The following is a 17,847-nucleotide window of genomic DNA, read 5'->3' on the forward strand; positions in this document are numbered from 1 at the left end:
GGCACGCACCGCACCGTCCGCGACGACCCCGCCGTGCACGGCGGCGCGCGCGGCGTCGGCGGGCCCGGCCGCGGCCACGTCGAGCTCCGCGGCGATCGCCTGGGCGGCGTCGGCCTGCGCCTGCACCGCCTCGGCGAGCTCGTCGACCCACGGGCGCAGGGCTGCGAGCGAGCCGCGGAGCGTGCGTCCGATGACGGTGCGCGCGCGGTCGGGGCCGGCGAGCATCGTGAGCCAGCGGTGGATCGGCGCGACGACCGCGGAGCCCAGCAGACCCTCGTGCGGCCCGACGTCCGGCACCACGAACAGCGGCGCCCCCTGCATCCCGTGCGCGCGCAGGCGCTCGAGCAGGTCGCCGCGCACGGTCGGCAGGGACGCCGGGGTCACGCGGTTGAGCACCATCGCGATGGAGGCCCCGCGCGCGACGGCACCCTTGAGCACCTGCCACGGGAGCGCGTCGCCGTAGCGCGCGGCCGTCGTGACGAAGAGCCACAGGTCCGCGGCCTCGAGGAGCCGGTGCGCCGACGCCCGGTTCGACTCGAGCACCGAGTCGAGGTCCGGGGCGTCGAGCAGCGCGACCCCGCGCGGGACGTGCGCGTTCGCGACGACCTCGACGGCCTCGAGGACGGGGTGGTGCGCGAGGAGGTCCTCGTCGTCCGGGTGGTGCACGAGCACGGGGCGGCGCGTCGTCGGCCGCAGCACGCCCGCGGCGGTGACCTCGGCGCCGAGCAGGGAGTTCACGAGCGTCGACTTGCCCGCGCCGGTCGAGCCGGCCACGACGACGACCGCGGGCGCCGAGAGCTCCTCGAGCCGCGGGACGAGGTGGTCGGCGAGCTGGTCGAGCAGGCGGGCCCGGGACGCCCGCGCCTCGGGGACGCCGGGGACGTCCAGGGGGAACCCCGTCCGCTCGACGTCCCGGTGCAGCACGCGCACGGCGTCGAGCAGCGACATCTGCGCCAGGGGCCGGACGAGCAGCTCCTCAGCGACTGCGGTCCCCGCGTGCGCACTCACGTCCCTATAGTCGCGTGCCGACGTGAACAGGCCAAACGCACGCGCCGCAGCGACCGCGGCGGGTCCGCCGGTGCGCGTGTCGACCGTCACAGGCGGCCCGGGCGCCTCGACCCGGCCGCGTGGCACCGGGTCGCGAGCGCGCGCGGGACGAGCCGATACGGTAGGCCGGAGAGACCCGGCGGCCCGGCGCTCCGCGCGAGCACCGACGGCCGGGCCCCGCCCTCATAGCTCAATGGATAGAGCAACGGCCTTCTAATCCGTAGGTTGCAGGTTCGAGTCCTGCTGGGGGCACACCGGCGGCACCGGCGCCGCTCCGTCACCCCGCTCCGCGTCCGCCGTGCGCACCGCGGCGAGGACGGCCTCGACCACGTCGCCCGGTCGCGTCTCGGGCAGCCAGTGCCCGGCGGCCAGCGGTCGGTGCTCGTACGGCCCGCGCACCAGAGGCCGGGTGCCCTCGACCGACGCGGGCGCGAAGAACCGGTCCTGCCGCCCGGTCACGAGCACCGTCGGCACGCACACCTCGCCCGCGGCGAACCTCCGCCCCAGCGGGATCGCGCGGTACCACCCGAGCGCCGCCGTGAGCGCCCCCGGCTCCTGCATCCGGCGCACGTCGTGCTCGGCGAGGTGCTCGGGCAGCCCGGAGCGCACGAGCGCGCGACGGAGTGCCGCACCGCCCCGCGCGAGCAGCAGGCGCTCGGGCAGCCAGGGGACCTGGAAGCCACCGACGTACGCCGAGCGCAGCGCCTGCGAGCTGCGCGTCAGGGCTCGGACCATCGCCGCCGGGTGCGCGGTCGAGAGCACCGTGAGCGACGCCGTGCGCTCGCGGCGCCGGCTCGCGAACGCCCAGCCGACGGCGCCGCCCCAGTCGTGGCCGACGACGTGCGCCCGCTCGGCACCCGCCGCGTCGAGCAATGCCTCGACGTCGGCGACCAGCTCGCGCAGCACGTACGCGCGGCGCCCCGCCGGCCGGGCACCCGGGGAGTAGCCGCGCTGGTCGGGGGCGAGGACCCGGAACCCGGCGGCGACGAGGCCGGGGACGACGGCGTCGAACGAGCGCGCGTCCTGCGGGAACCCGTGCAGGCACACGACCGTCGGGGCCCCCGCCGGCCCCGTGTCGCGGACGTCGAACGTCAGGCCGTCCCGCGTGAAGCTGTCCATCGCCGCTCACCCGTCCCGTCCGTCGCGCCCCGGTGTCGGGGTGCTCAGTCCACCGGTCGCAGCGGTTCGTCGGGCGGCAGGTCGCCCCCGTGCCCCCGCGCCGACTTCCACGCGCGCCACCGGTCCACGATCGTCACGACCCCCGTGATCGCCACCGCGAGCGCGATGGCCGCGAGCACGTCCGTGAGGAAGTGGTAGCCGAGGTACAGCCTGCTCAGCCCGACCACGGCGATGCCGAGCGCTGCCCCGATCGTCCACGTCACGATGCGGGCGGCCGTCGGGCGTCGGCGGCACGCGAGGTAGCCCGCGACGAGCAGGAACGTCGCCGTGCCGATCGTGTGACCCGACGGGAACGAGGCCGTCGTCTCCGCGCCGGGGATGTCCATCGTCTCCGTCGGCGGCCGGGGGCGCGCGACCAGCCCCTTGATCGCGAGCGAGAGCAGCGTCGAGCCCGCCATGGCGCCCGCGAGGAGCAGCGGTCGCCACCACTCCCGCCGTGCGAGGCCCCAGAGCGCGCACGCCACGACGACCACCGCCGGGAGCACGGTCGGCCCGGTGACGAACGTGATGGCCGCGAGCACCGCGGTCGCCGCCTCGCCCCGCTGCTCGACGAGCCACGTCAGCAGCGGGCGGTCGAGCTCCGTCAGGTCGTCCTGCTCCTGCACGCCGTCGAGCAGCCCCCCGAAGACGGCCAGGCCGAACGCGACGAGCAGCAGGCCCGGGACGGTCGCGCGCACGAGCGCGTCACCCGTGACCCGCGACCACGCGCGGCGCAGCGACGAGACGTCGCCGGGGACGGTGTGCTCGTGGGACATGCACCGACGCTACCCAGGCGCGTCGCGACCGGCGCGCCGAGCCCGCGGGTGGACGGGCTCGTCGCGGGGCGGAGCGAGACACGCCCTGCACCCGGTCCGTCGCGGGACCGGCCGCGCGAAAAAGGGATGACCCGGGCACCGGCGCGGTGGTTCCGTGGACGTACCGCGGTGACCTCCCGGGCCAGGCCAGGCCCACTCGCACGACCTCACGGAGACCACCACCATGCACCCCACCACGACCTACGACCTCATCCGTCGCGACCACGAGGAGCGCCTCGCCGCCGCGCGTGCGGAGCGGGCGCGCCGCCCGGTCCTCGACCGCCGAGATCCCGCGTCGGACGCCTCGGGTCGACCACCCCAACAGCGGCGCCGTCCGTGGCTGATCCTCGCGGTCCCGGCTCTCGCCGGCGCCGCACGCTGAGCCCGGCGCCGCACGCCGAGCCCGGCGCCGCACGCTGCGCCCGACGCCGCACGCTGAGCCCGGCGCACGCCGAGCCCGCGCGTGCGAACCGGCGCTCGGGGTCGCACCTCCCGGCACGACGCTGCACCGCACGACCGACGACGCGGACCACCCCCGGGGTCCGCGTCGTCGCGCTGCCCGCAGGGACCGATCCGCGCCCGCCGGTCGGGGCCGCGTGGAAGCATGGGCGCATGACTCCCCGGGTGACGCCGCCGACCGGCTCGCGCGCCCTGCCCGCGTCGTGAGCTCCGGCGACGTCGCGTCGGGCCGCCCCGCCGCACGGCCGGGCCGGGGCCCGCGCGTCCGCGCAGCCCTGCGCGCGCTCGGCGAGCGGGTCGTGCTCGGGACGGTCGCCGGCGGGGCCATGACGCTCGTCCTGGCGTGGGCCGGGCTGCCGTGGCGCACCGCGCTGGTCGCGGGCGGCGTCGCCGCGGTCGTCGTCGTGCTCGCGGGGTGGGTGGCCTCGACCGTTCCCCCCGTCCCGCCCGTGCCGGACGCGCCCGGGACGTCGAGCACCCCGGACGGGACGAGCGACGGCGCGCCAGGCGAACCGGGCAGGTCGGGCCCGCGCCGACCGGCGCCGTAGGCTGGCGGGGTGACGACGACGGGTAACGGACACACGAGCAACGACCGGATCGTGTGGATCGACTGCGAGATGACGGGCCTCGACCTCACGGCGGACGCGCTCATCGAGGTCGCCGCGGTCGTGACGGACTCCGAGCTCAACGTGCTCGGCGAGGGCGTCGAGGTGGTCGTGGCACCCCCGCCGGGCGCGCTCGAGCAGATGAACGACTTCGTGCGGGACATGCACACGACGTCCGGGCTGCTGCTCGACCTGCCCGGCGGCACGACGCTCGCCCAGGCGCAGGAGCAGGTGCTCGACTACATCCGGGAGTGGGTCCCCGAGCCCGGGCGCGCGCCGCTCGCGGGCAACTCCGTGGGCACGGACAAGACGTTCCTCGACCGCGACATGCCCGAGCTCGTCGGCTACCTGCACTACCGCGTGATCGACGTCTCCTCGATCAAGGAGCTCGCCCGGCGCTGGTACCCGCGCGTGTACTTCGCGTCGCCCAAGAAGAACGGCGGGCACCGCGCGCTCGCGGACATCCTCGAGAGCATCGACGAGCTGCGGTACTACCGGGCGGCGCTCCTCGTGCCGCAGCCGGGGCCGGACTCCAAGACCGCGAAGGCCATCGCCGCCGAGGTCGTCGCGACGTCGGTCGCGGGCGGTGCGTCCGCGGCGCCGACGGGCGCCGGGACCGGTGACGCGGCCGGCGCCGCGGTATCCGGTGCACCGCACCCCGCCTGACCTTGTACACTTCTTCTCGCGCCGTCCGCGGCGCAGGCTGGCCGGGACCCGGAGCGACGGGTGCCGCGCAGGCATGGTGGGTATAGCTCAGCTGGTAGAGCACCTGGTTGTGGTCCAGGGGGTCGCGGGTTCAAGTCCCGTTACTCACCCCAGCACGAAGGCCCCGCACTCCTCGAGTGCGGGGCCTTCGTCGTGCTGTCGGCTGCCTCGCCGCCGAGCCGGCCCCGTGGGCCGGACCCGGCTCGCGGGCCGCGGGGCTCAGAGCCTGGCCGCGAGGGCGTCCGCGAAGCGCTCGAGGGACCCGTCGCCGAGCGAGAAGAACAGCGACGGCTCCGTCAGGGCGAGCTCGAGCACGACGGGGTGACCGGCGTCGTCCGGGACCAGGTCGACGCGCGCGTACAGCAGCGGGCCCTCGAGGCCGTCCACGAGCTGCGGCAGCGCCGCGACGACGCGCTCGGCGACCGCGATCTCCTCCGCGCTCGCCTCGCGCGCGGTCATGACCTCCCGCTTCACGGTGTCACCCTCGGCGTCCTCGGCGCGGAACGGGCCCTCGAGCTGCGGGGCCTTGCGGACCGCGTGGCTGAACCGGCCGTCCACGAACACGAGCGCGCTCTCGCCGACGGAGTCGACCTGCCGGAGGTAGCGCTGGACCATGACGTGCCGGCCCGCGGTGAGCAGGTTCTTCGCGTGCGTGATGGCCAGGGCCCGCGACGGGGTCTCCCCGGCGTTGTAGCGGCCGGTGTCCCGCGAGCCCGTCGAGATGGTCGGCTTGATGACGAAGTCGCCGAACGCCGGGAAGCGCGTGTGGATCGCGCGCGAGTCGAAGTTGCGCTCCGGGTCGAGCCAGATGGTCGGGATGATCGGCAGGCCGGCGCTCTCGAGCGCGCGCTGGTACTGCTTGTCGACGTTCCACGCGACGGCCGGCGCCGGGTTGACCAGGCGCGAGACCTCCTGGACCTTGCGGGTCCAGGCGAGGAACTCCTCGGGGTGCTGGGTGTAGTCCCACGTCGAGCGGATCAGCACGAGGTCGTAGGACGACCAGTCGACCGCCGGGTCGTCCCAGACGACGGGCTCGGCGGTGATGCCGCGCTCCGCCAGGGCCGGGACCAGCGGGCGGTCGTCGGCCTCGAGCTCGGGGAGGGCGGACGAGGTCGCGAGGGCGATGCGGGGCTGGGTCACCCGTGCAGCGTAGCGAGCCGCCGTCCGGGCCACAGCGCGGCTGCGGCCCTGGGCGGTCAGGCCGTGCGACCGGCCGGCGCCTCACCGTCGTGCGCCGCGCGCGTCACGCGGTTCAGGGCGGCGAGCAGCGACGCGCCGTCGAGCGAGCCGACGACCCGCCCCTCGTCCGTGACCGGCACGTGCCCGTCGGGGGCAGCCGCCAACCGGGCGAAGGCGGCGTCGAGCGACGCCCCGAGCGGGAGGGCGTCGGCCGGCGTGACGCCCGACCCGTGCGCGTCACCAGCACCGGGAGCGCCCGGGGCGAGCGTCAGGTCCGTCAGCTCGACGCGGCCCAGCGAGAGCAGCCGGACGGCCGCCCCCTGCCCGACGAGGTCGGCCACCGCGGGGCTCGCGGGTGCCGCGAGCACCTGCACCGGGTCGGCGAGCTGCTCGAGGTGGCCTCCCTTGCTCAGCACCGCGATGCGGTCCCCGAGGCGGACGGCCTCGTCGACGTCGTGCGTGACGAGCATCACGGTCGTGCCGAGCTCGCGGCGGATCCGCGCGAACTCCGTCTGGAGGCGGCGGCGCCCGACCGGGTCGACCGCGCCGAACGGCTCGTCCATCAGCAGCACCGGCGGGTCCGACGCGAGCGCGCGCGCGACGCCGACGCGCTGGCGCTCGCCGCCCGAGAGCTCGTGCGGGTACCTCCGGGCGTACACCCCGGGGTCGAGGCCGACGAGGTCGAGCAGCTCCTCGACGCGCGCGGTGGTCCGGCGACGGTCCCAGCGCAGCAGCACGGGGACGGTCGCGACGTTCTGCGCGACCGTGCGGTGCGGGAACAGGCCGACGTGCTGGATCACGTAGCCCATGCGCCGGCGCAGCTCGACCGCGTCGGCGTGCGTGACGTCCTCGCCGCCGAGCAGGATCCGGCCCGACGAGGGCTCGACGAGGCGGTTCGCCATGCGCAGCGTCGTGGACTTGCCGCAGCCCGACGGGCCGACGAGCGCGAGCAGCTCGTGCTCGCGGACCTCGAGCGAGAGGTCCTCGACCGCGACCGAGCCGTCCACGTAGACCTTGCGCACGTGCTCGAACGCGATCGCGGTTCCCATCCCGGGGACGCTACCGGGCCGGACCGACAACGGCCCTCCCGAGCGAGCGTCCGCCCGTCCGCTGCGCGGCCGTCGGTGGACCCCCTGTGCGGCTGTCGGCGGGCGCCGGTACGTTCGCCGGGATGATCCCCTCCCGGGCGCTGCGCGCCGCGACCGAGCCCGCGAACCCGTGGCTGTCGTGGGACTACGTCGTGCGCAACCAGGACGACATCCTGCGCGCGCTCTCCCAGCACACGACGCTGACGTTCCAGGCCGTCGCCATCGCGCTCGTGCTCGCCCTGCCGCTCGGCGCGCTCGCGCACGTCCGACCGCGGCTCGCCGGTCCGCTCGTCGGGACAGCGGGCGTGCTCTACACCGTGCCGTCGGTCGCGCTCTTCGCGATCCTCGCGCCGTGGACGGGGATCGGCCGCACGACCGTGCTGATCGGGCTGGTGACGTACGCGCTGCTCGTGCTGCTGCGCAACATCGTCGTCGGGCTCGCCGGGGTGGACCCCGCGGTGCGCGACGCGGCCCGGGGCCTCGGCTACGGCCGGCTGCGGCTCCTGCTCACCGTCGAGCTGCCCAACGCGCTGCCGGCGATCGTCGCGGGGGTCCGGCTCGCGACCGTGACCACGGTCGCGCTCGTGACGGTCGGGGTCGTGGTCGGGTACGGCGGGCTCGGCCAGCTGATGTTCCGCGGCTTCCGCAGCCGCTACCACGCCGAGATCATGACGGCGACGCTCCTGTGCCTCGCGCTCGCGCTCGTCTGCGACCTCGTGCTGTACGCGGCCGGTCGCGCCGTGACGCCCTGGTCACGGGTGGGCCGGACCGCATGACGCGGGACGGCGTCGTGCGGGACGGCGGCAGGCCGGGCAGCGGCGTGCCGAGCAGCGGCGCGCCCGGCGCGACCAGGGAGGCGTGATGGACGTCGTCTCCGAGGCGCTGCTCTGGCTCAACGACCCCCTCAACTGGACCGGCCCCGGGGGCGTGCTGGCGCTGGCCCGTGAGCACCTGCTGATCTCGGTCGCGGCGGTCGCGCTCGCGGCGGTCGTCGCGCTGCCGCTCGGGGTGTGGCTCGGCCACCGGCGCCGCGGCGGGACGGTCACCGTCGTCGTCGCGAACACGTCGCGCGCGCTGCCGACGTTCGCGCTGCTCACGATCTTCGCGTCCGCCGGGCTGTTCGGGAGCTCGGCGACGACCCTCGCGGTCGCGATCTTCGCGGTCCCGCCCATCCTCACGAACGCCTACACCGGCGTCCTCGAGGTCGACGCCGACGTCCGCGACGCCGCCCGCGGCATGGGGATGTCCGCCTGGACCTCGCTGCGACGCGTCGAGCTGCCTCTCGCGCTCCCCCTGATCGGTGCGGGGCTGCGGACGGCGGCGGTGCAGGTCGTCGCCACCGTGCCGCTCGCCGCGTTCGTCGGCGGGACCTCGCTCGGCTCGATCATCGCGTCGGGCCTGGCCCTGCAGCGCTACGGCGAGGTCCTCGCGGGCGGCGTGCTCGTCGCGGGCCTGTGCCTGCTCGTCGAGGCCGTCCTGGCCGGCGGGCAGCGCGTGCTCACGCCCCGGCCGATGCGTCGGCGCGTCGCGCGCGAGCGCTCGTGAACCCGCCTGCTCCTGACCGTGGCGCGTCGGACCCTGGGCCGTCGGACCGCAGGCCGTCACACCGTGGCCGACCCGGTCAGTGACCGGCACCGGTGATGTCGCCGTGCCCGGTCGGATCGTGACCCGATGGTGACGCGCTGCACTGCCCGTGCTGTTGCCGACGCACGCCAGGACCGATCGAATTGACCCACCACCCCGCCAGGCCTTCGCGAGGAGAACGCCATGCCCGCACGTCGCCCGATCCTGACTGCCGGCGCCGCCGGACTCCTGCTCCTCGTCGCCGCGTGCGGTGCCCCCGGCTCCGGCGGGGGCGAGGAGGAGACCGCCGCCCCGACGGCCGGCGGGACCACCTGCGAGCCGGTCGCGGGTGACGAGCTCGTCGTGCTCGAGGACGACAAGGGGCTGCAGAACGCCGACAACGTCATCCCGGCGGTCAACGCCGCGGCCGTGGCGGCGGACCCGGCGCTCGTCCCGCTGCTCGACTCGGTCTCCGAGTCGCTCGACACGGACGACCTCATCGAGCTGAACCGCTCGGTCGACATCGACCGGCGCACGTCGAGCGAGGTCGCAGGCGAGTACGTCGCCGACGAGGGCCTCGCGGCGGCGGACGCGAGCGCGGGTGCCGGCAAGAAGGTCGTCATCGGCGCCGCCAACTTCTCCGAGAGCGCGACACTCTCCGAGGTCTACGGCGAGGTGCTGCGCTCCGCGGGCTACGAGGTCGAGGTCCAGACGATCGGCAACCGCGAGACCTACCTGCCGGCGCTCGAGAGCGGCCAGCTCACGCTGACGCCCGAGTACGCGGCGACGCTCGCCGAGTTCCTCAACACGAAGGTCAACGGCGACGACGCGGAGCCGGTCGCGAGCGCCGACCCGGCGGAGACCGTCACGGCGCTGACGTCGCTCGGCGAGGAGGTCGGGCTGACGTTCGGCGCGGTCGCCGAGGCGCAGGACCAGAACGCGTTCGCGGTGACGAGCGCGTTCGCCGAGGAGCACGACGTCGAGACGCTCAGCGAGCTCGCCGAGGCCTGCGGCGGCCTCGTGCTCGCCGGTCCCGCCGAGTGCCCCGAGCGCCCGTTCTGCCAGCCCGGGCTCGAGGAGACGTACGGGCTCGACTTCGCGGAGTTCACGTCCTACGACTTCGGGCTGATCGGCGAGGCGGTCCGCCAGGGCGAGGCGGCGATCGGCCTGGTGCTGTCGAGCGACGGCTCGCTCGCGAGCTGACCACGACGACGCCCCGCTCCCCCGGCACGACCGGGCGGGCGGGGCGTCGTGCTGTTTGGACGCGGGCGGCGGCTCCCGTCCCGGTCAGAGGCCCGCGGTCTCCAGCAGGCGGAGCCACACCTCGCTCACGGTCGGGTAGGCCGGCACGGCGTGCCAGAGCCGGTCGAGCGGCACCTCGCCCACCACGGCGACGGTCGCGGCCTGCAGCAGCTCGGCCGCGTCGGGGCCGGTGAAGGTCGCACCGACCACCGTGCCGCGCTGCTCGTCGAGCACGAGCTGGGCCGTGCCCGCGTACCCGTCGGCGGCGACGGCAGCCCCGGCGACGGACCCGATCGCGTAGCGCACCGTGCGCACGTCGAGCCCGGCGTCGCGCGCCTCGCGCTCGGTGCGCCCGACCCACGCGACCTCGGGGCGGGAGAACACGACCTGCGGCACCGCGGCGTGGTCGGCGCTCGCGCGGTACCGGCTCCACGGTCCCGCCGCGCGCTCGCGCTCGGCCGCTCCGTCTGCGCCGCTGAACCGCGCCGAGACCACGTCACCGACGACCCGGGCGTCGTACTTGCCCTGGTGCGTCGTGGCGGTCCGTCCGGTCACGTCGCCCGCGGCGAAGAGCCAGCCGCCCTCGACGCCGGTGACCTGGAGCGCGTCGTCGACGGCGAGCGGCTGCCCCGGCGTGAGCCCCAGCACGTCGAGCCCGAGGTCGGCGGTGCGCGGCGTGCGGCCCGTCGCGACGAGCAGCTCGTCGGCGTCCACCCGCGAGCCGTCGGCCAGCGTGAGGTGGACCCCGTGCTCGTCGCGCACCGCGGCCGTGGCCTCGGCCCGGTAGCGCACGTCGACGCCACGGCCGGCCAGCGACTCCCCGACCTCGTCGCCCGCGAACGGCTCGGCCCGCGGGAGGACGCGCTCACCGCGGACGAGCAGCGTGACCCGCGACCCGAGGTCCGTGTACGCGACGGCCATCTCGACGGCGACGACACCCCCGCCGACCACGACGAGCGTCCCGGGCACCTGCTCCGCGGACGTCACCTCGCGGCTCGTCCACGGCCGGACCCCCGCGAGGGCGTCGGGGACGACCGGCTCGCTGCCGGTCGCGACGACGACCGCGTGCCGAGCCCGCACGGCCTGCTCCTCGCCGTCGGCGCCGGTCAGCACGAGCTCGCGGGGCCCGGTGAACCGGGCGCGCCCGCGCAGCAGCGCGAGCCCGGCACCGTCGAGCCACTCGACCTGACCGTGGTCGTCCCAGTGCGACGTGAACTCGTCGCGCCGCGCCAGGGTCGCGGCGACGTCGACCGTCCCCGTGACCGCCTGGGCGGCGCCGGGGACCGCCCGGGCGGCCTCGAGCACCGCGCCCGGGCGCAGCAGCGCCTTGGAGGGCATGCACGCCCAGTAGGAGCACTCCCCGCCGACGAGCTCCTCCTCGAGCACGACGACGCTGAGTCCGTCCCGGTGCGCACGGTCGGCCGCGTTCTCCCCGACCGCGCCCGCCCCGATCACCACGACGTCGTACTCGTGCACCTGCCGGTCGTCCTGCGCCATGTCCGCTCCCTCGTGAGGTGAAGCCTCATCGTCGCGGCGGACGTCCCGGCGCACCAGCGTCGGCGGACGTCGGCGCGTCGGTCGGCCGGCACCTCGTCGGCGCGGCGCGGCGCGGGGTGAGGCGGCCGGAGCCGGCGGGCGGCCGTGCCCGAAACGGCGAAGGCCCCCGACCATCCAGGTCAGGGGCCTCGCGGTGGTGCGCCATCAGGGACTCGAACCCCGAACCCGCTGATTAAGAGTCAGCTGCTCTGCCAATTGAGCTAATGGCGCGCGGGGCGAAACGTTACCAGGGGTCAGGCCGTGGTTGCGAACCGGATACCGCCTGCGAGCGGCAGTGTGACGCGGTTCACCCTGCGGCCGCGTCGGGGTCGACCGGGAGCTCGTCCTCCGCGCCGCCGGCCGTGTCGTCCGCGGAGGCGGGGCGGTCGTCGCCCTCCCACCAGGCGTCCTCCGGGATGCCCTCGGTCTCGAGGATCGCCTGCGACACCGGACCGTCCGGCGCGGCGAGGTCGGCCAGCAGCGCGAGCGGCACGTGCTCGGCCAGCAGGTCCATCACGGAGGGCGGCGTGACGGCAGGCGTCACCGCGGTCGGCTCCACGGACGCGTCGGCAGGAGCGTCGTCGGCCGGGTTCTCGAGGTTGTCAGTCATCCGTTCATCTCCCTGGTCGACCGTCATCGCAGCATCCGCGGTGCCGTGCGCGCAAGCAGGAGCCCCCCGCGTGCCCCGAGCGGCCGCACCTGCTCGGGCGTCAGCGGGGCCCGCCGGGCGTCCCGTGACCCCGGCGCGCCGGGGGCAGGACCGCCCAGGAGCCGGGTCTCCCCGGACCGCTCCGGAGCCGGGCGTCCCGGAACCGGGCGTCCCGCAGCCGGGCGTCCCGGAACCGGGCGTCAGAGGTACAGCCCGGTGCCCTCACGACCGGCGTGCGGCTGGGCGACGGCGTGGACGTCCTTCTCGCGCAGGAGCAGGTACGTGCGCGCCTCGAGCTCGACCTCGGCGCGCTCGTCGGGGTCGAACAGCACGCGGTCGCCGATCTCGACCTGGCGGACGTGCTGGCCCGCCGCGACGACCACGGCCCAGGCGAGCCGCTTGCCGACGACCGCGGTGGCCGGGATGACGATGCCCGCCGACGACCGGCGCTCGGACGCCTCGTCGTCGAGCTCGACGAGCAGGCGGTCGTTCAGCATCCGGATCGGGAGCTCGGGACGCGAGGTGGGGACGGGCTGGCTCACGGGCCGACGCTACCCGCACGGGCGACAGCCGCGCCCCGCCGTCCCGACGTAGGCTTGCGGGCGCCGACCACCCGCACGAGCCCCTCGGAGACCCATGCCTCGCCTCACCGTCGGAGACACCGCGCCGGACTTCACGCTGCCGACGGCCGACGGCCGCAGCGTGACGCTCTCGGAGCTGCGCGGCCAGCACGTGGTCGTGTACTTCTACCCGGCGGCGATGACGCCCGGCTGCACGACGCAGGCGTGCGACTTCCGCGACTCCCTCTCGGCGCTGCAGGGGGCCGGGTACGCCGTCGTCGGGGTCTCCCCCGATCCGGTCGACAAGCTCGCGCAGTTCGCGGAGCAGGACGGCCTGACGTTCCCGCTCGCGTCGGACACCGAGCGCTCGGTGCTCGAGGCGTGGGGCGCGTTCGGGGAGAAGAAGCTGTACGGCAAGACCGTCACGGGCGTCATCCGCTCGACCGTCGTCGTCGACCCGGACGGGAAGGTCGAGCTCGCGCAGTACAACGTCAAGGCCACCGGGCACGTCGCGAAGCTGCGGCGCGACCTCAAGATCGACTGACGCACCCCGCCCGCCGGACGCGCACCTCCGGCGGGCGGCGGCAGCCGGGTGCGCACGCGGGAGTGGTGAAACGGCAGCCACGCCAGGTTTAGGTCCTGGTGCCCTCACGGGCGTGCGGGTTCGACTCCCGTCTCCCGCACACAGCTAACCCGTCGCCCCGCCTCACCCTCCTCGACCGACGTCCTCCGGAGCCGCAGGGGTCCGGGACCTCACGGGCCCGCCGGGCACAGGACGGTGGCCGCCCCCGCGTCGTCTCGACGCGGGGACGGCCACCGGTCCCGTCAGCGGGTGCGCTCGCCGGTCAGCCTCAGCTGAACGGCAGGCTCACCTTCGAGCTGGTGAGGTCGACCGTGCTGGTCGACCCGCCGAACACGTTCCAGATCTCGACGCGCACGGACCCCTTCGCGAGGTCGCCCAGCGCACCGGACTGGCTCTCCAGGCCGACGGCCTGCGTGTACCGCTCCCAGCCGGTCACCGGGTCGGTCGCGAAGTACCGGTAGGTCTCCACGCGGTCCCAGCTGCCGTTGCCGGTCAGGTCGTACGAGACCCGCACGCGCGTCGCCTGCCCGACCTTCGTCCCGGCGTCGAGCGCGACGTCGAACGACGTCGTCCCGCCGCCGAGCTTCCCGGTGAGCCCGGTCGCCGTGTAGACGAGGCCCTTGCCGGGCTCGCCGACCGCGTCGGCGCCGGTGGCGACGGGCACGGTCGCGGTGGGCGTCGTGCCCGCCTTGGAGCCGAGCGAGCCGTCCGGCTGCAGGTACAGCGTGAAGCCGGTCGGGGCGGTCGACGTCGGGGTCGGCGTCGGCGTGACGGTCGGCTTCGGCGTCGCCGTGGCGGTCGGCGTGGGTGTCACCGTCGGCTTCGGGGTGGCCGTGGCCGTCGGCTTCGGGGTCGCCGAGGCCGTGGGGGTCGGCGTCGGCTCGCCGCCGCCGGGTCCACCGGTGCCCGAGCCGCCGCTCCAGGTGTACTTGCCCGTGGTCGCCGTCGTGCCCGCGGCGACCTTGAGCGTCGTGCCGTCCGAGAAGGTCACGGTGATGTCCTTCGAGGTGACGTTGGCCGCGACGTACGTGCGGTCGCCGTCCTTGCTGAACACCGCCGACAGCGGGTGGTCACCGTGGACGCCGGTGTCGAGCGTCCCGAGCGCCGCCAGGTTGGCGATCCAGTGGTACGTGTGCGCCCGGCTCTCGCCCTCCTCGACGGTGTAGCCGGGGTTGGCGTCGAGCCCCTTCAGCGCAGCCGGCGCGTCACCCAGTGCGAGGTACTCCCACAGGATGTCCTGCCACACCGTCGGCTCGCCCGCGTTGGCCTTGACCAGCTCGGCGTAGTTCGACCGCACGTCCTCGGGACGCATCCCGAGGTACAGGTGCCCGCCGGTGATCGGGAGGGTGTTGATGCCCTGGATCATCTCCGGCTCGGCGCTGAACCACGTGGTGTACGTGGCGCCGTCGCCCCAGACCATGCCGACCGTCGTGTGGCCGAACTTCTCCGGGAGGTTGTCCGCACCGTTGAACCAGTACGCCTGGATGGCGGCGGCCTGCGTCGCGTACATGAAGACACCGGCGTCACGGACCTCGGTGTCACCGGTCGCCTCGCCCCACTGGATCAGGGCGTTGGCGAAGTTCATGCCCTCGGAGCTCGACTCCTGGTTGTTGCCCGCGGCGAACGCGCCGTGGCCCGAGGCCCAGTCGTGACCTGCGTAGATGTCGAAGTCGCGCAGGTACGGGAAGCGGGTCTCGTCCCGGTCGTAGTTGTTCGCGTCGCGGATGAGGAGGTCGACCATGCCGCCGTACTGCTCGTCCGAGGCCCACTTGGGGTCGAAGCGGGCGAGCGTCGCGGCCGCCACGATGTAGTAGCCGTAGTGGAAGTGGTGGTCGTTGAGCTCCTTGTCGGAGCCGTACGAGGCGGGGAACCCGACGAGCGTGCCCCAGTTCTCGTTGTACGCGAACACCTTCTCGGCCTTGCCGGGCGTCGCGGTGAACCACTCGGTCAGCGTCGCCTTCATCTGGGCCAGCGCCTTGTCGCGCACGTCGTCCCGGCCGACCTGGTCGGCGATCTCGGCGATGCGGGTTGCGCGGCCCAGGGCCTTGCCCGTCCAGTACGTGTCGCCGTTGATGATGCCCATCGGGTCGTCCTTGACCTGGTCGAGCAGGCCGTCGAGGCGCGTGTTCGCGGCGCCCTCGCCGGTCGCGACGGCCGGGATCTCCGGCAGCACGCCCGTGAACGGCGTCTCGGTGGTGAAGGACGTCGCGCCGACGTACGTCGTCATGTCGCCGCGGGGCGAGAAGTACTCGCGCTCGAGCTCGGTCGCGGAGCCGTCACCTGCGGCCGCCTCCGTCACGAACTGCGACTGGTGCGGGTAGAGCGAGACGATGGTGCCCGACTGCTCGCCCTCGAGGGCGGTGGTCTCGAGCGCGTACGTGGTGCGCACGGCCCCCGCCGACTCGTCGTACTCGTAGGCGACCGTGGTGCCGGTGACCTCGGCGTACGCGTGCTCCGCGTACTGCTCCGCGAGCGCCTTGCGGTCGGCGTCGGTGTCGTCGGCCGTGGTCGGCAGCGAGGCGACGCTCAGGTAGCCCTTGCCACCGAGGGTGCTGCGCAGCGACGAGCCCGAGACGGTCCAGGTCGAGCCGCTCGGGGCGTACGCGACGTAGTCGGTCCCGCCCGCGGTGAACCCGACGGTCTCGCCGTCGTTGAGCCAGACGGTCTGCTTCTCCGCCGAGCTGAGCACCGCGTCCCCGCCGGTCACGTGGTACCAGCTGAACGGCAGCCCGTGGCCGATCGTGGCGCGCAGCGACTGGTCGGAGTCGGCCCAGGACGCGGTCACGGTCCAGTCGGTCCAGTCCGCGACCTCGACGACACCGGCGGACAGGCCGGCGACGCCGACGACGACGTCCTCCGCGTAGGAGTAGTGGAACTCCCCGACCCCGCCCGGGCGCCCGCTGATCACGGGCGTCGTGGTGTACGACAGCCCGAGCCCGGTGGCGCTGGGCTGGTAGGCGAGCGGGTGCGCGTGCAGCGGCTCGCTCGCCGTGCAGTTCCACTTCTTGAAGAGGAGCGACGACCACCAGTCGTTCGTCGGGACCGGCCCCTCCGGAGCGTCGTCCGTCACGTAGGCGCGCGCGTCGGTCGCCAGGGCGGCGCAGCCCTCGGGCGCGGGGCCGACCTGGTCGGTCGTGTACCCGCCGGCCCCGACGTCGCGCACGGCGGCACCGGCGGACGACGCCACCGTGCCGACGGTCGCCGCGGCGAGCAGCGCGACGAGCGCAGCCGACGTGACCCGCGTCCGGGCGCCGCGCAGCGCGCCCGTGGAGGGTTGAGGTGAATGGTTCTCTGTGCGTGAGTGCATCTCTGGAGCCCCCGCGGAGCCGACGTCTGATCCGACGCTGCCCCGTGTGTCGGACGTCGACGCATCGTTGCGTGACGCCGAGACGCGCTCCCCGTCCGGCCCCCGTTTGGTCAGACTATGAGAGCGGTCTCATGAACACGGTATGTCGCGTCTACCCGCAGGGCAAACCGAAGGATAAGGAGGCACAAACTCCACGTCAACGGACCAAAGGATGCAAAAAGGCCCGCCTGCCGGGTGGCAGGCGGGCCCTCGACGGTGCAGGTCAGGCCTCGGCGGGCTCCGCGGCCTGGGCCGCGATCAGCTGGCGCACCTCGTCCATGTCGAGCTCCTTGACCTTCTGGAGCACGCTCTCGAGCGCCGGGCCCGGCAGCGCGCCGGCCTGGTTGAACACCAGGATGCCGTCACGGAACGCCATGAGCGTGGGGATCGAGGTGATCGCGAGCTCCTGCGCGAGCAGCTGCTCCGCCTCGGTGTCGACCTTGGCGTGCACGACGTCGGGGTGCTTCTCCGACGACTGCTCGAAGACCGGGCCGAACCGCTTGCACGGTCCGCACCACTCCGCCCAGAAGTCGATGAGCACGATGTCGTTGCTCGTGATGGTCTGCTGGATCGTGTCGTGGGTCAGCTCGGTGGTGGCCATGCGGTGCCTCCTCGGGGTCGTGGGTTCCGCCCGGTAGAGCACACGGGAGCGGCCAGGTATTCCCCTCCGGCCCTGCGGGAGCGCACGCGGGGGGAACGCGCCGGAGCGTGCCGCGAGCGGCACGAGGGCCGGGCAGGGTAGAACAGCACGGTGACCGACACCGCCGACTTCCCCCGCGAGCCCGAGCGACCCGCCGGCTGGCTCAGCCCCGACGCCATCCAGAACGCGCGTGCGACCCTCCCGCTGCTCTACGTCGACGCCGTGCCCGTGCGCGTCGACGAGTCCGGCGACGTCGTCGCCGTGGGGCTCCTGCTGCGCGTGACGCCCGAGGGCGTCATGTCCCGCGCGCTCGTCTCAGGCCGCGTGATGTACCACGAGCGCGTGCGCGACGCGCTGCTGCGGCACATCGAGAAGGACCTCGGACCGGTCGCGCTCCCCCAGATCCCCGCGTCGCCGCAGCCGTTCACGGTCGCCGAGTACTTCCCCACGCCCGGGGTCACGCCGTACCACGACCCGCGCCAGCACGCGGTCTCCCTGGCCTACGTCGTGCCGGTCTCGGGCGACTGCCGGCCGCAGCAGGACGCGCTCGACCTCGCGTGGCTCACGCCCGAGCAGGCGGCCGACCACCAGGTGCAGCTCGAGATGACCGGCGGGCAGGGACTCCTCCTGCGCCAGGCGATGGCGCACGTGGGCCGCCTGCCCTGAGCCGCC

At 74.7% G+C, this 17,847-nt stretch carries 18 protein-coding genes and 4 tRNA genes; 11 read left to right on the forward strand and 11 right to left on the reverse strand.

The genetic code is table 11. The features are described from left to right. The coding region (locus tag AB6N24_RS03910) for a dynamin family protein (RefSeq protein ID WP_489672051.1) at positions 1-948 on the reverse strand (948 nt) is incomplete at its 3' end. Positions 949-1,226: 278 nt separating this feature from the next. Here AB6N24_RS03910 and AB6N24_RS03915 point away from each other — a divergent pair. Beyond that, positions 1,227-1,299, forward strand: a tRNA-Arg gene (locus AB6N24_RS03915). Here AB6N24_RS03915 and AB6N24_RS03920 read toward each other — a convergent pair. Together AB6N24_RS03920 and AB6N24_RS03925 are read right to left on the reverse strand one after the other, a co-directional pair. Next, entirely contained in the window at positions 1,261-2,166 is a 906-nt protein-coding gene (locus AB6N24_RS03920; protein ID WP_412868184.1) for an alpha/beta fold hydrolase, read from the reverse strand. The two genes, AB6N24_RS03915 and AB6N24_RS03920, sit on opposite strands and share 39 nt — an antisense overlap. 44 nt (positions 2,167-2,210) lie before the next feature. Further along, positions 2,211-2,981 carry a phosphatase PAP2 family protein gene (locus AB6N24_RS03925; RefSeq protein ID WP_412868122.1) on the reverse strand — a complete coding sequence of 257 codons (771 nt, stop codon included), beginning with the start codon at positions 2,979-2,981 and terminating at the stop codon, positions 2,211-2,213. A gap of 223 nt (positions 2,982-3,204) precedes the next feature. Here AB6N24_RS03925 and AB6N24_RS03930 point away from each other — a divergent pair, with 223 nt between their 5' ends. The 4 genes from AB6N24_RS03930 (at position 3,205) to AB6N24_RS03945 (ending at position 4,902) form a co-directional block, all read left to right on the forward strand. Then, complete coding sequence (locus AB6N24_RS03930) at positions 3,205-3,402, forward strand: hypothetical protein (protein ID WP_412868123.1); 198 nt, start codon at positions 3,205-3,207, stop codon at positions 3,400-3,402. 214 nt (positions 3,403-3,616) lie between these two features. After that, on the forward strand, positions 3,617-4,027 hold the full coding sequence (locus AB6N24_RS03935; protein WP_412868124.1) for a hypothetical protein: 411 nt from the start codon (positions 3,617-3,619) through the stop codon (positions 4,025-4,027). Between the two features lie 9 nt (positions 4,028-4,036). Beyond that, positions 4,037-4,750, forward strand: coding sequence for an oligoribonuclease (gene orn / locus AB6N24_RS03940; RefSeq protein ID WP_412868125.1), 714 nt, complete (start codon positions 4,037-4,039; stop codon positions 4,748-4,750). Between the two features lie 76 nt (positions 4,751-4,826). Further along, a tRNA-His gene (locus AB6N24_RS03945) sits at positions 4,827-4,902 on the forward strand. A 106-nt stretch (positions 4,903-5,008) separates the two neighbouring features. On the opposite strand, the gene AB6N24_RS03950 is transcribed toward AB6N24_RS03945, so the two are convergent. Together AB6N24_RS03950 and AB6N24_RS03955 are read right to left on the reverse strand one after the other, a co-directional pair. Then, complete coding sequence (locus AB6N24_RS03950) at positions 5,009-5,929, reverse strand: ATP-grasp domain-containing protein (protein WP_412868126.1); 921 nt, start codon at positions 5,927-5,929, stop codon at positions 5,009-5,011. 56 nt (positions 5,930-5,985) lie between these two features. Continuing rightward, positions 5,986-7,017 (reverse strand): ABC transporter ATP-binding protein, encoded by a 1,032-nt coding sequence (locus AB6N24_RS03955; RefSeq protein WP_412868127.1) that lies wholly within the window; start codon positions 7,015-7,017, stop codon positions 5,986-5,988. Between the two features lie 122 nt (positions 7,018-7,139). Between AB6N24_RS03955 and AB6N24_RS03960 the strand changes: the two genes are divergently transcribed. From AB6N24_RS03960 to AB6N24_RS03970, 3 genes are all read left to right on the forward strand, one after another. Further along, on the forward strand, positions 7,140-7,832 hold the full coding sequence (locus AB6N24_RS03960) for an ABC transporter permease (RefSeq protein WP_412868128.1): 693 nt from the start codon (positions 7,140-7,142) through the stop codon (positions 7,830-7,832). An 85-nt stretch (positions 7,833-7,917) separates the two neighbouring features. After that, complete coding sequence (locus AB6N24_RS03965) at positions 7,918-8,601, forward strand: ABC transporter permease (protein WP_412868129.1); 684 nt, start codon at positions 7,918-7,920, stop codon at positions 8,599-8,601. Between the two features lie 222 nt (positions 8,602-8,823). Next, a complete protein-coding gene (locus AB6N24_RS03970; protein WP_412868130.1) occupies positions 8,824-9,822 on the forward strand; it encodes a glycine betaine ABC transporter substrate-binding protein in 999 nt (332 codons plus the stop codon). Positions 9,823-9,906: 84 nt separating this feature from the next. Here AB6N24_RS03970 and AB6N24_RS03975 read toward each other — a convergent pair whose 3' ends face one another. From AB6N24_RS03975 to AB6N24_RS03990, 4 genes are all read right to left on the reverse strand, one after another. Continuing rightward, positions 9,907-11,358 (reverse strand): dihydrolipoyl dehydrogenase family protein, encoded by a 1,452-nt coding sequence (locus tag AB6N24_RS03975; protein WP_412868131.1) that lies wholly within the window; start codon positions 11,356-11,358, stop codon positions 9,907-9,909. Positions 11,359-11,552: 194 nt separating this feature from the next. Continuing rightward, positions 11,553-11,628, reverse strand: a tRNA-Lys gene (locus AB6N24_RS03980). Between the two features lie 76 nt (positions 11,629-11,704). Next, positions 11,705-12,007 (reverse strand): hypothetical protein, encoded by a 303-nt coding sequence (locus AB6N24_RS03985; protein WP_412868132.1) that lies wholly within the window; start codon positions 12,005-12,007, stop codon positions 11,705-11,707. A 239-nt stretch (positions 12,008-12,246) separates the two neighbouring features. Beyond that, entirely contained in the window at positions 12,247-12,543 is a 297-nt protein-coding gene (locus AB6N24_RS03990; RefSeq protein WP_412868185.1) for a GroES family chaperonin, read from the reverse strand. A 139-nt stretch (positions 12,544-12,682) separates the two neighbouring features. On the opposite strand from AB6N24_RS03990, the gene bcp reads away from it, so the two are divergent. Together bcp and AB6N24_RS04000 are read left to right on the forward strand one after the other, a co-directional pair. Then, a complete protein-coding gene (gene bcp / locus AB6N24_RS03995) occupies positions 12,683-13,150 on the forward strand; it encodes a thioredoxin-dependent thiol peroxidase (protein WP_412868133.1) in 468 nt (155 codons plus the stop codon). A gap of 56 nt (positions 13,151-13,206) precedes the next feature. After that, positions 13,207-13,289 (forward strand) — tRNA-Leu (locus AB6N24_RS04000). A 168-nt stretch (positions 13,290-13,457) separates the two neighbouring features. On the opposite strand, the gene AB6N24_RS04005 is transcribed toward AB6N24_RS04000, so the two are convergent. Both AB6N24_RS04005 and trxA read right to left on the reverse strand, forming a co-directional pair. Continuing rightward, entirely contained in the window at positions 13,458-16,496 is a 3,039-nt protein-coding gene (locus tag AB6N24_RS04005; RefSeq protein ID WP_412868134.1) for a glycosyl hydrolase, read from the reverse strand. Positions 16,497-16,758: 262 nt separating this feature from the next. Beyond that, positions 16,759-17,136 (reverse strand): thioredoxin, encoded by a 378-nt coding sequence (gene trxA / locus AB6N24_RS04010; protein ID WP_412868135.1) that lies wholly within the window; start codon positions 17,134-17,136, stop codon positions 16,759-16,761. Positions 17,137-17,286: 150 nt separating this feature from the next. Here trxA and AB6N24_RS04015 point away from each other — a divergent pair, with 150 nt between their 5' ends. Then, positions 17,287-17,841 (forward strand): NUDIX hydrolase family protein, encoded by a 555-nt coding sequence (locus AB6N24_RS04015; RefSeq protein WP_258726567.1) that lies wholly within the window; start codon positions 17,287-17,289, stop codon positions 17,839-17,841. Positions 17,842-17,847: the final 6 nt, after the last annotated feature.

It is taken from the genome of Cellulomonas jepli (assembly GCF_047229345.1).
GTDB lineage: Bacteria > Actinomycetota > Actinomycetes > Actinomycetales > Cellulomonadaceae > Cellulomonas_A.

Coding starts and splice junctions, on each gene's coding strand:
- AB6N24_RS03955 (WP_412868127.1), bottom strand. CDS start 7,017: ATGGGAACCGCGATCGCGTTCGAGCACGTGCGCAAGGTCTACGTGGAC.
- bcp (WP_412868133.1), top strand. CDS start 12,683: ATGCCTCGCCTCACCGTCGGAGACACCGCGCCGGACTTCACGCTGCCG.
- AB6N24_RS03990 (WP_412868185.1), bottom strand. CDS start 12,543: ATGCTGAACGACCGCCTGCTCGTCGAGCTCGACGACGAGGCGTCCGAG.
- AB6N24_RS03975 (WP_412868131.1), bottom strand. CDS start 11,358: ATGGCGCAGGACGACCGGCAGGTGCACGAGTACGACGTCGTGGTGATC.
- AB6N24_RS03930 (WP_412868123.1), top strand. CDS start 3,205: ATGCACCCCACCACGACCTACGACCTCATCCGTCGCGACCACGAGGAG.
- AB6N24_RS03925 (WP_412868122.1), bottom strand. CDS start 2,981: ATGTCCCACGAGCACACCGTCCCCGGCGACGTCTCGTCGCTGCGCCGC.
- trxA (WP_412868135.1), bottom strand. CDS start 17,136: ATGGCCACCACCGAGCTGACCCACGACACGATCCAGCAGACCATCACG.
- AB6N24_RS04005 (WP_412868134.1), bottom strand. CDS start 16,496: ATGCACTCACGCACAGAGAACCATTCACCTCAACCCTCCACGGGCGCG.
- AB6N24_RS03970 (WP_412868130.1), top strand. CDS start 8,824: ATGCCCGCACGTCGCCCGATCCTGACTGCCGGCGCCGCCGGACTCCTG.
- AB6N24_RS03960 (WP_412868128.1), top strand. CDS start 7,140: ATGATCCCCTCCCGGGCGCTGCGCGCCGCGACCGAGCCCGCGAACCCG.
- AB6N24_RS03985 (WP_412868132.1), bottom strand. CDS start 12,007: ATGACTGACAACCTCGAGAACCCGGCCGACGACGCTCCTGCCGACGCG.
- AB6N24_RS03965 (WP_412868129.1), top strand. CDS start 7,918: ATGGACGTCGTCTCCGAGGCGCTGCTCTGGCTCAACGACCCCCTCAAC.
- AB6N24_RS03920 (WP_412868184.1), bottom strand. CDS start 2,166: ATGGACAGCTTCACGCGGGACGGCCTGACGTTCGACGTCCGCGACACG.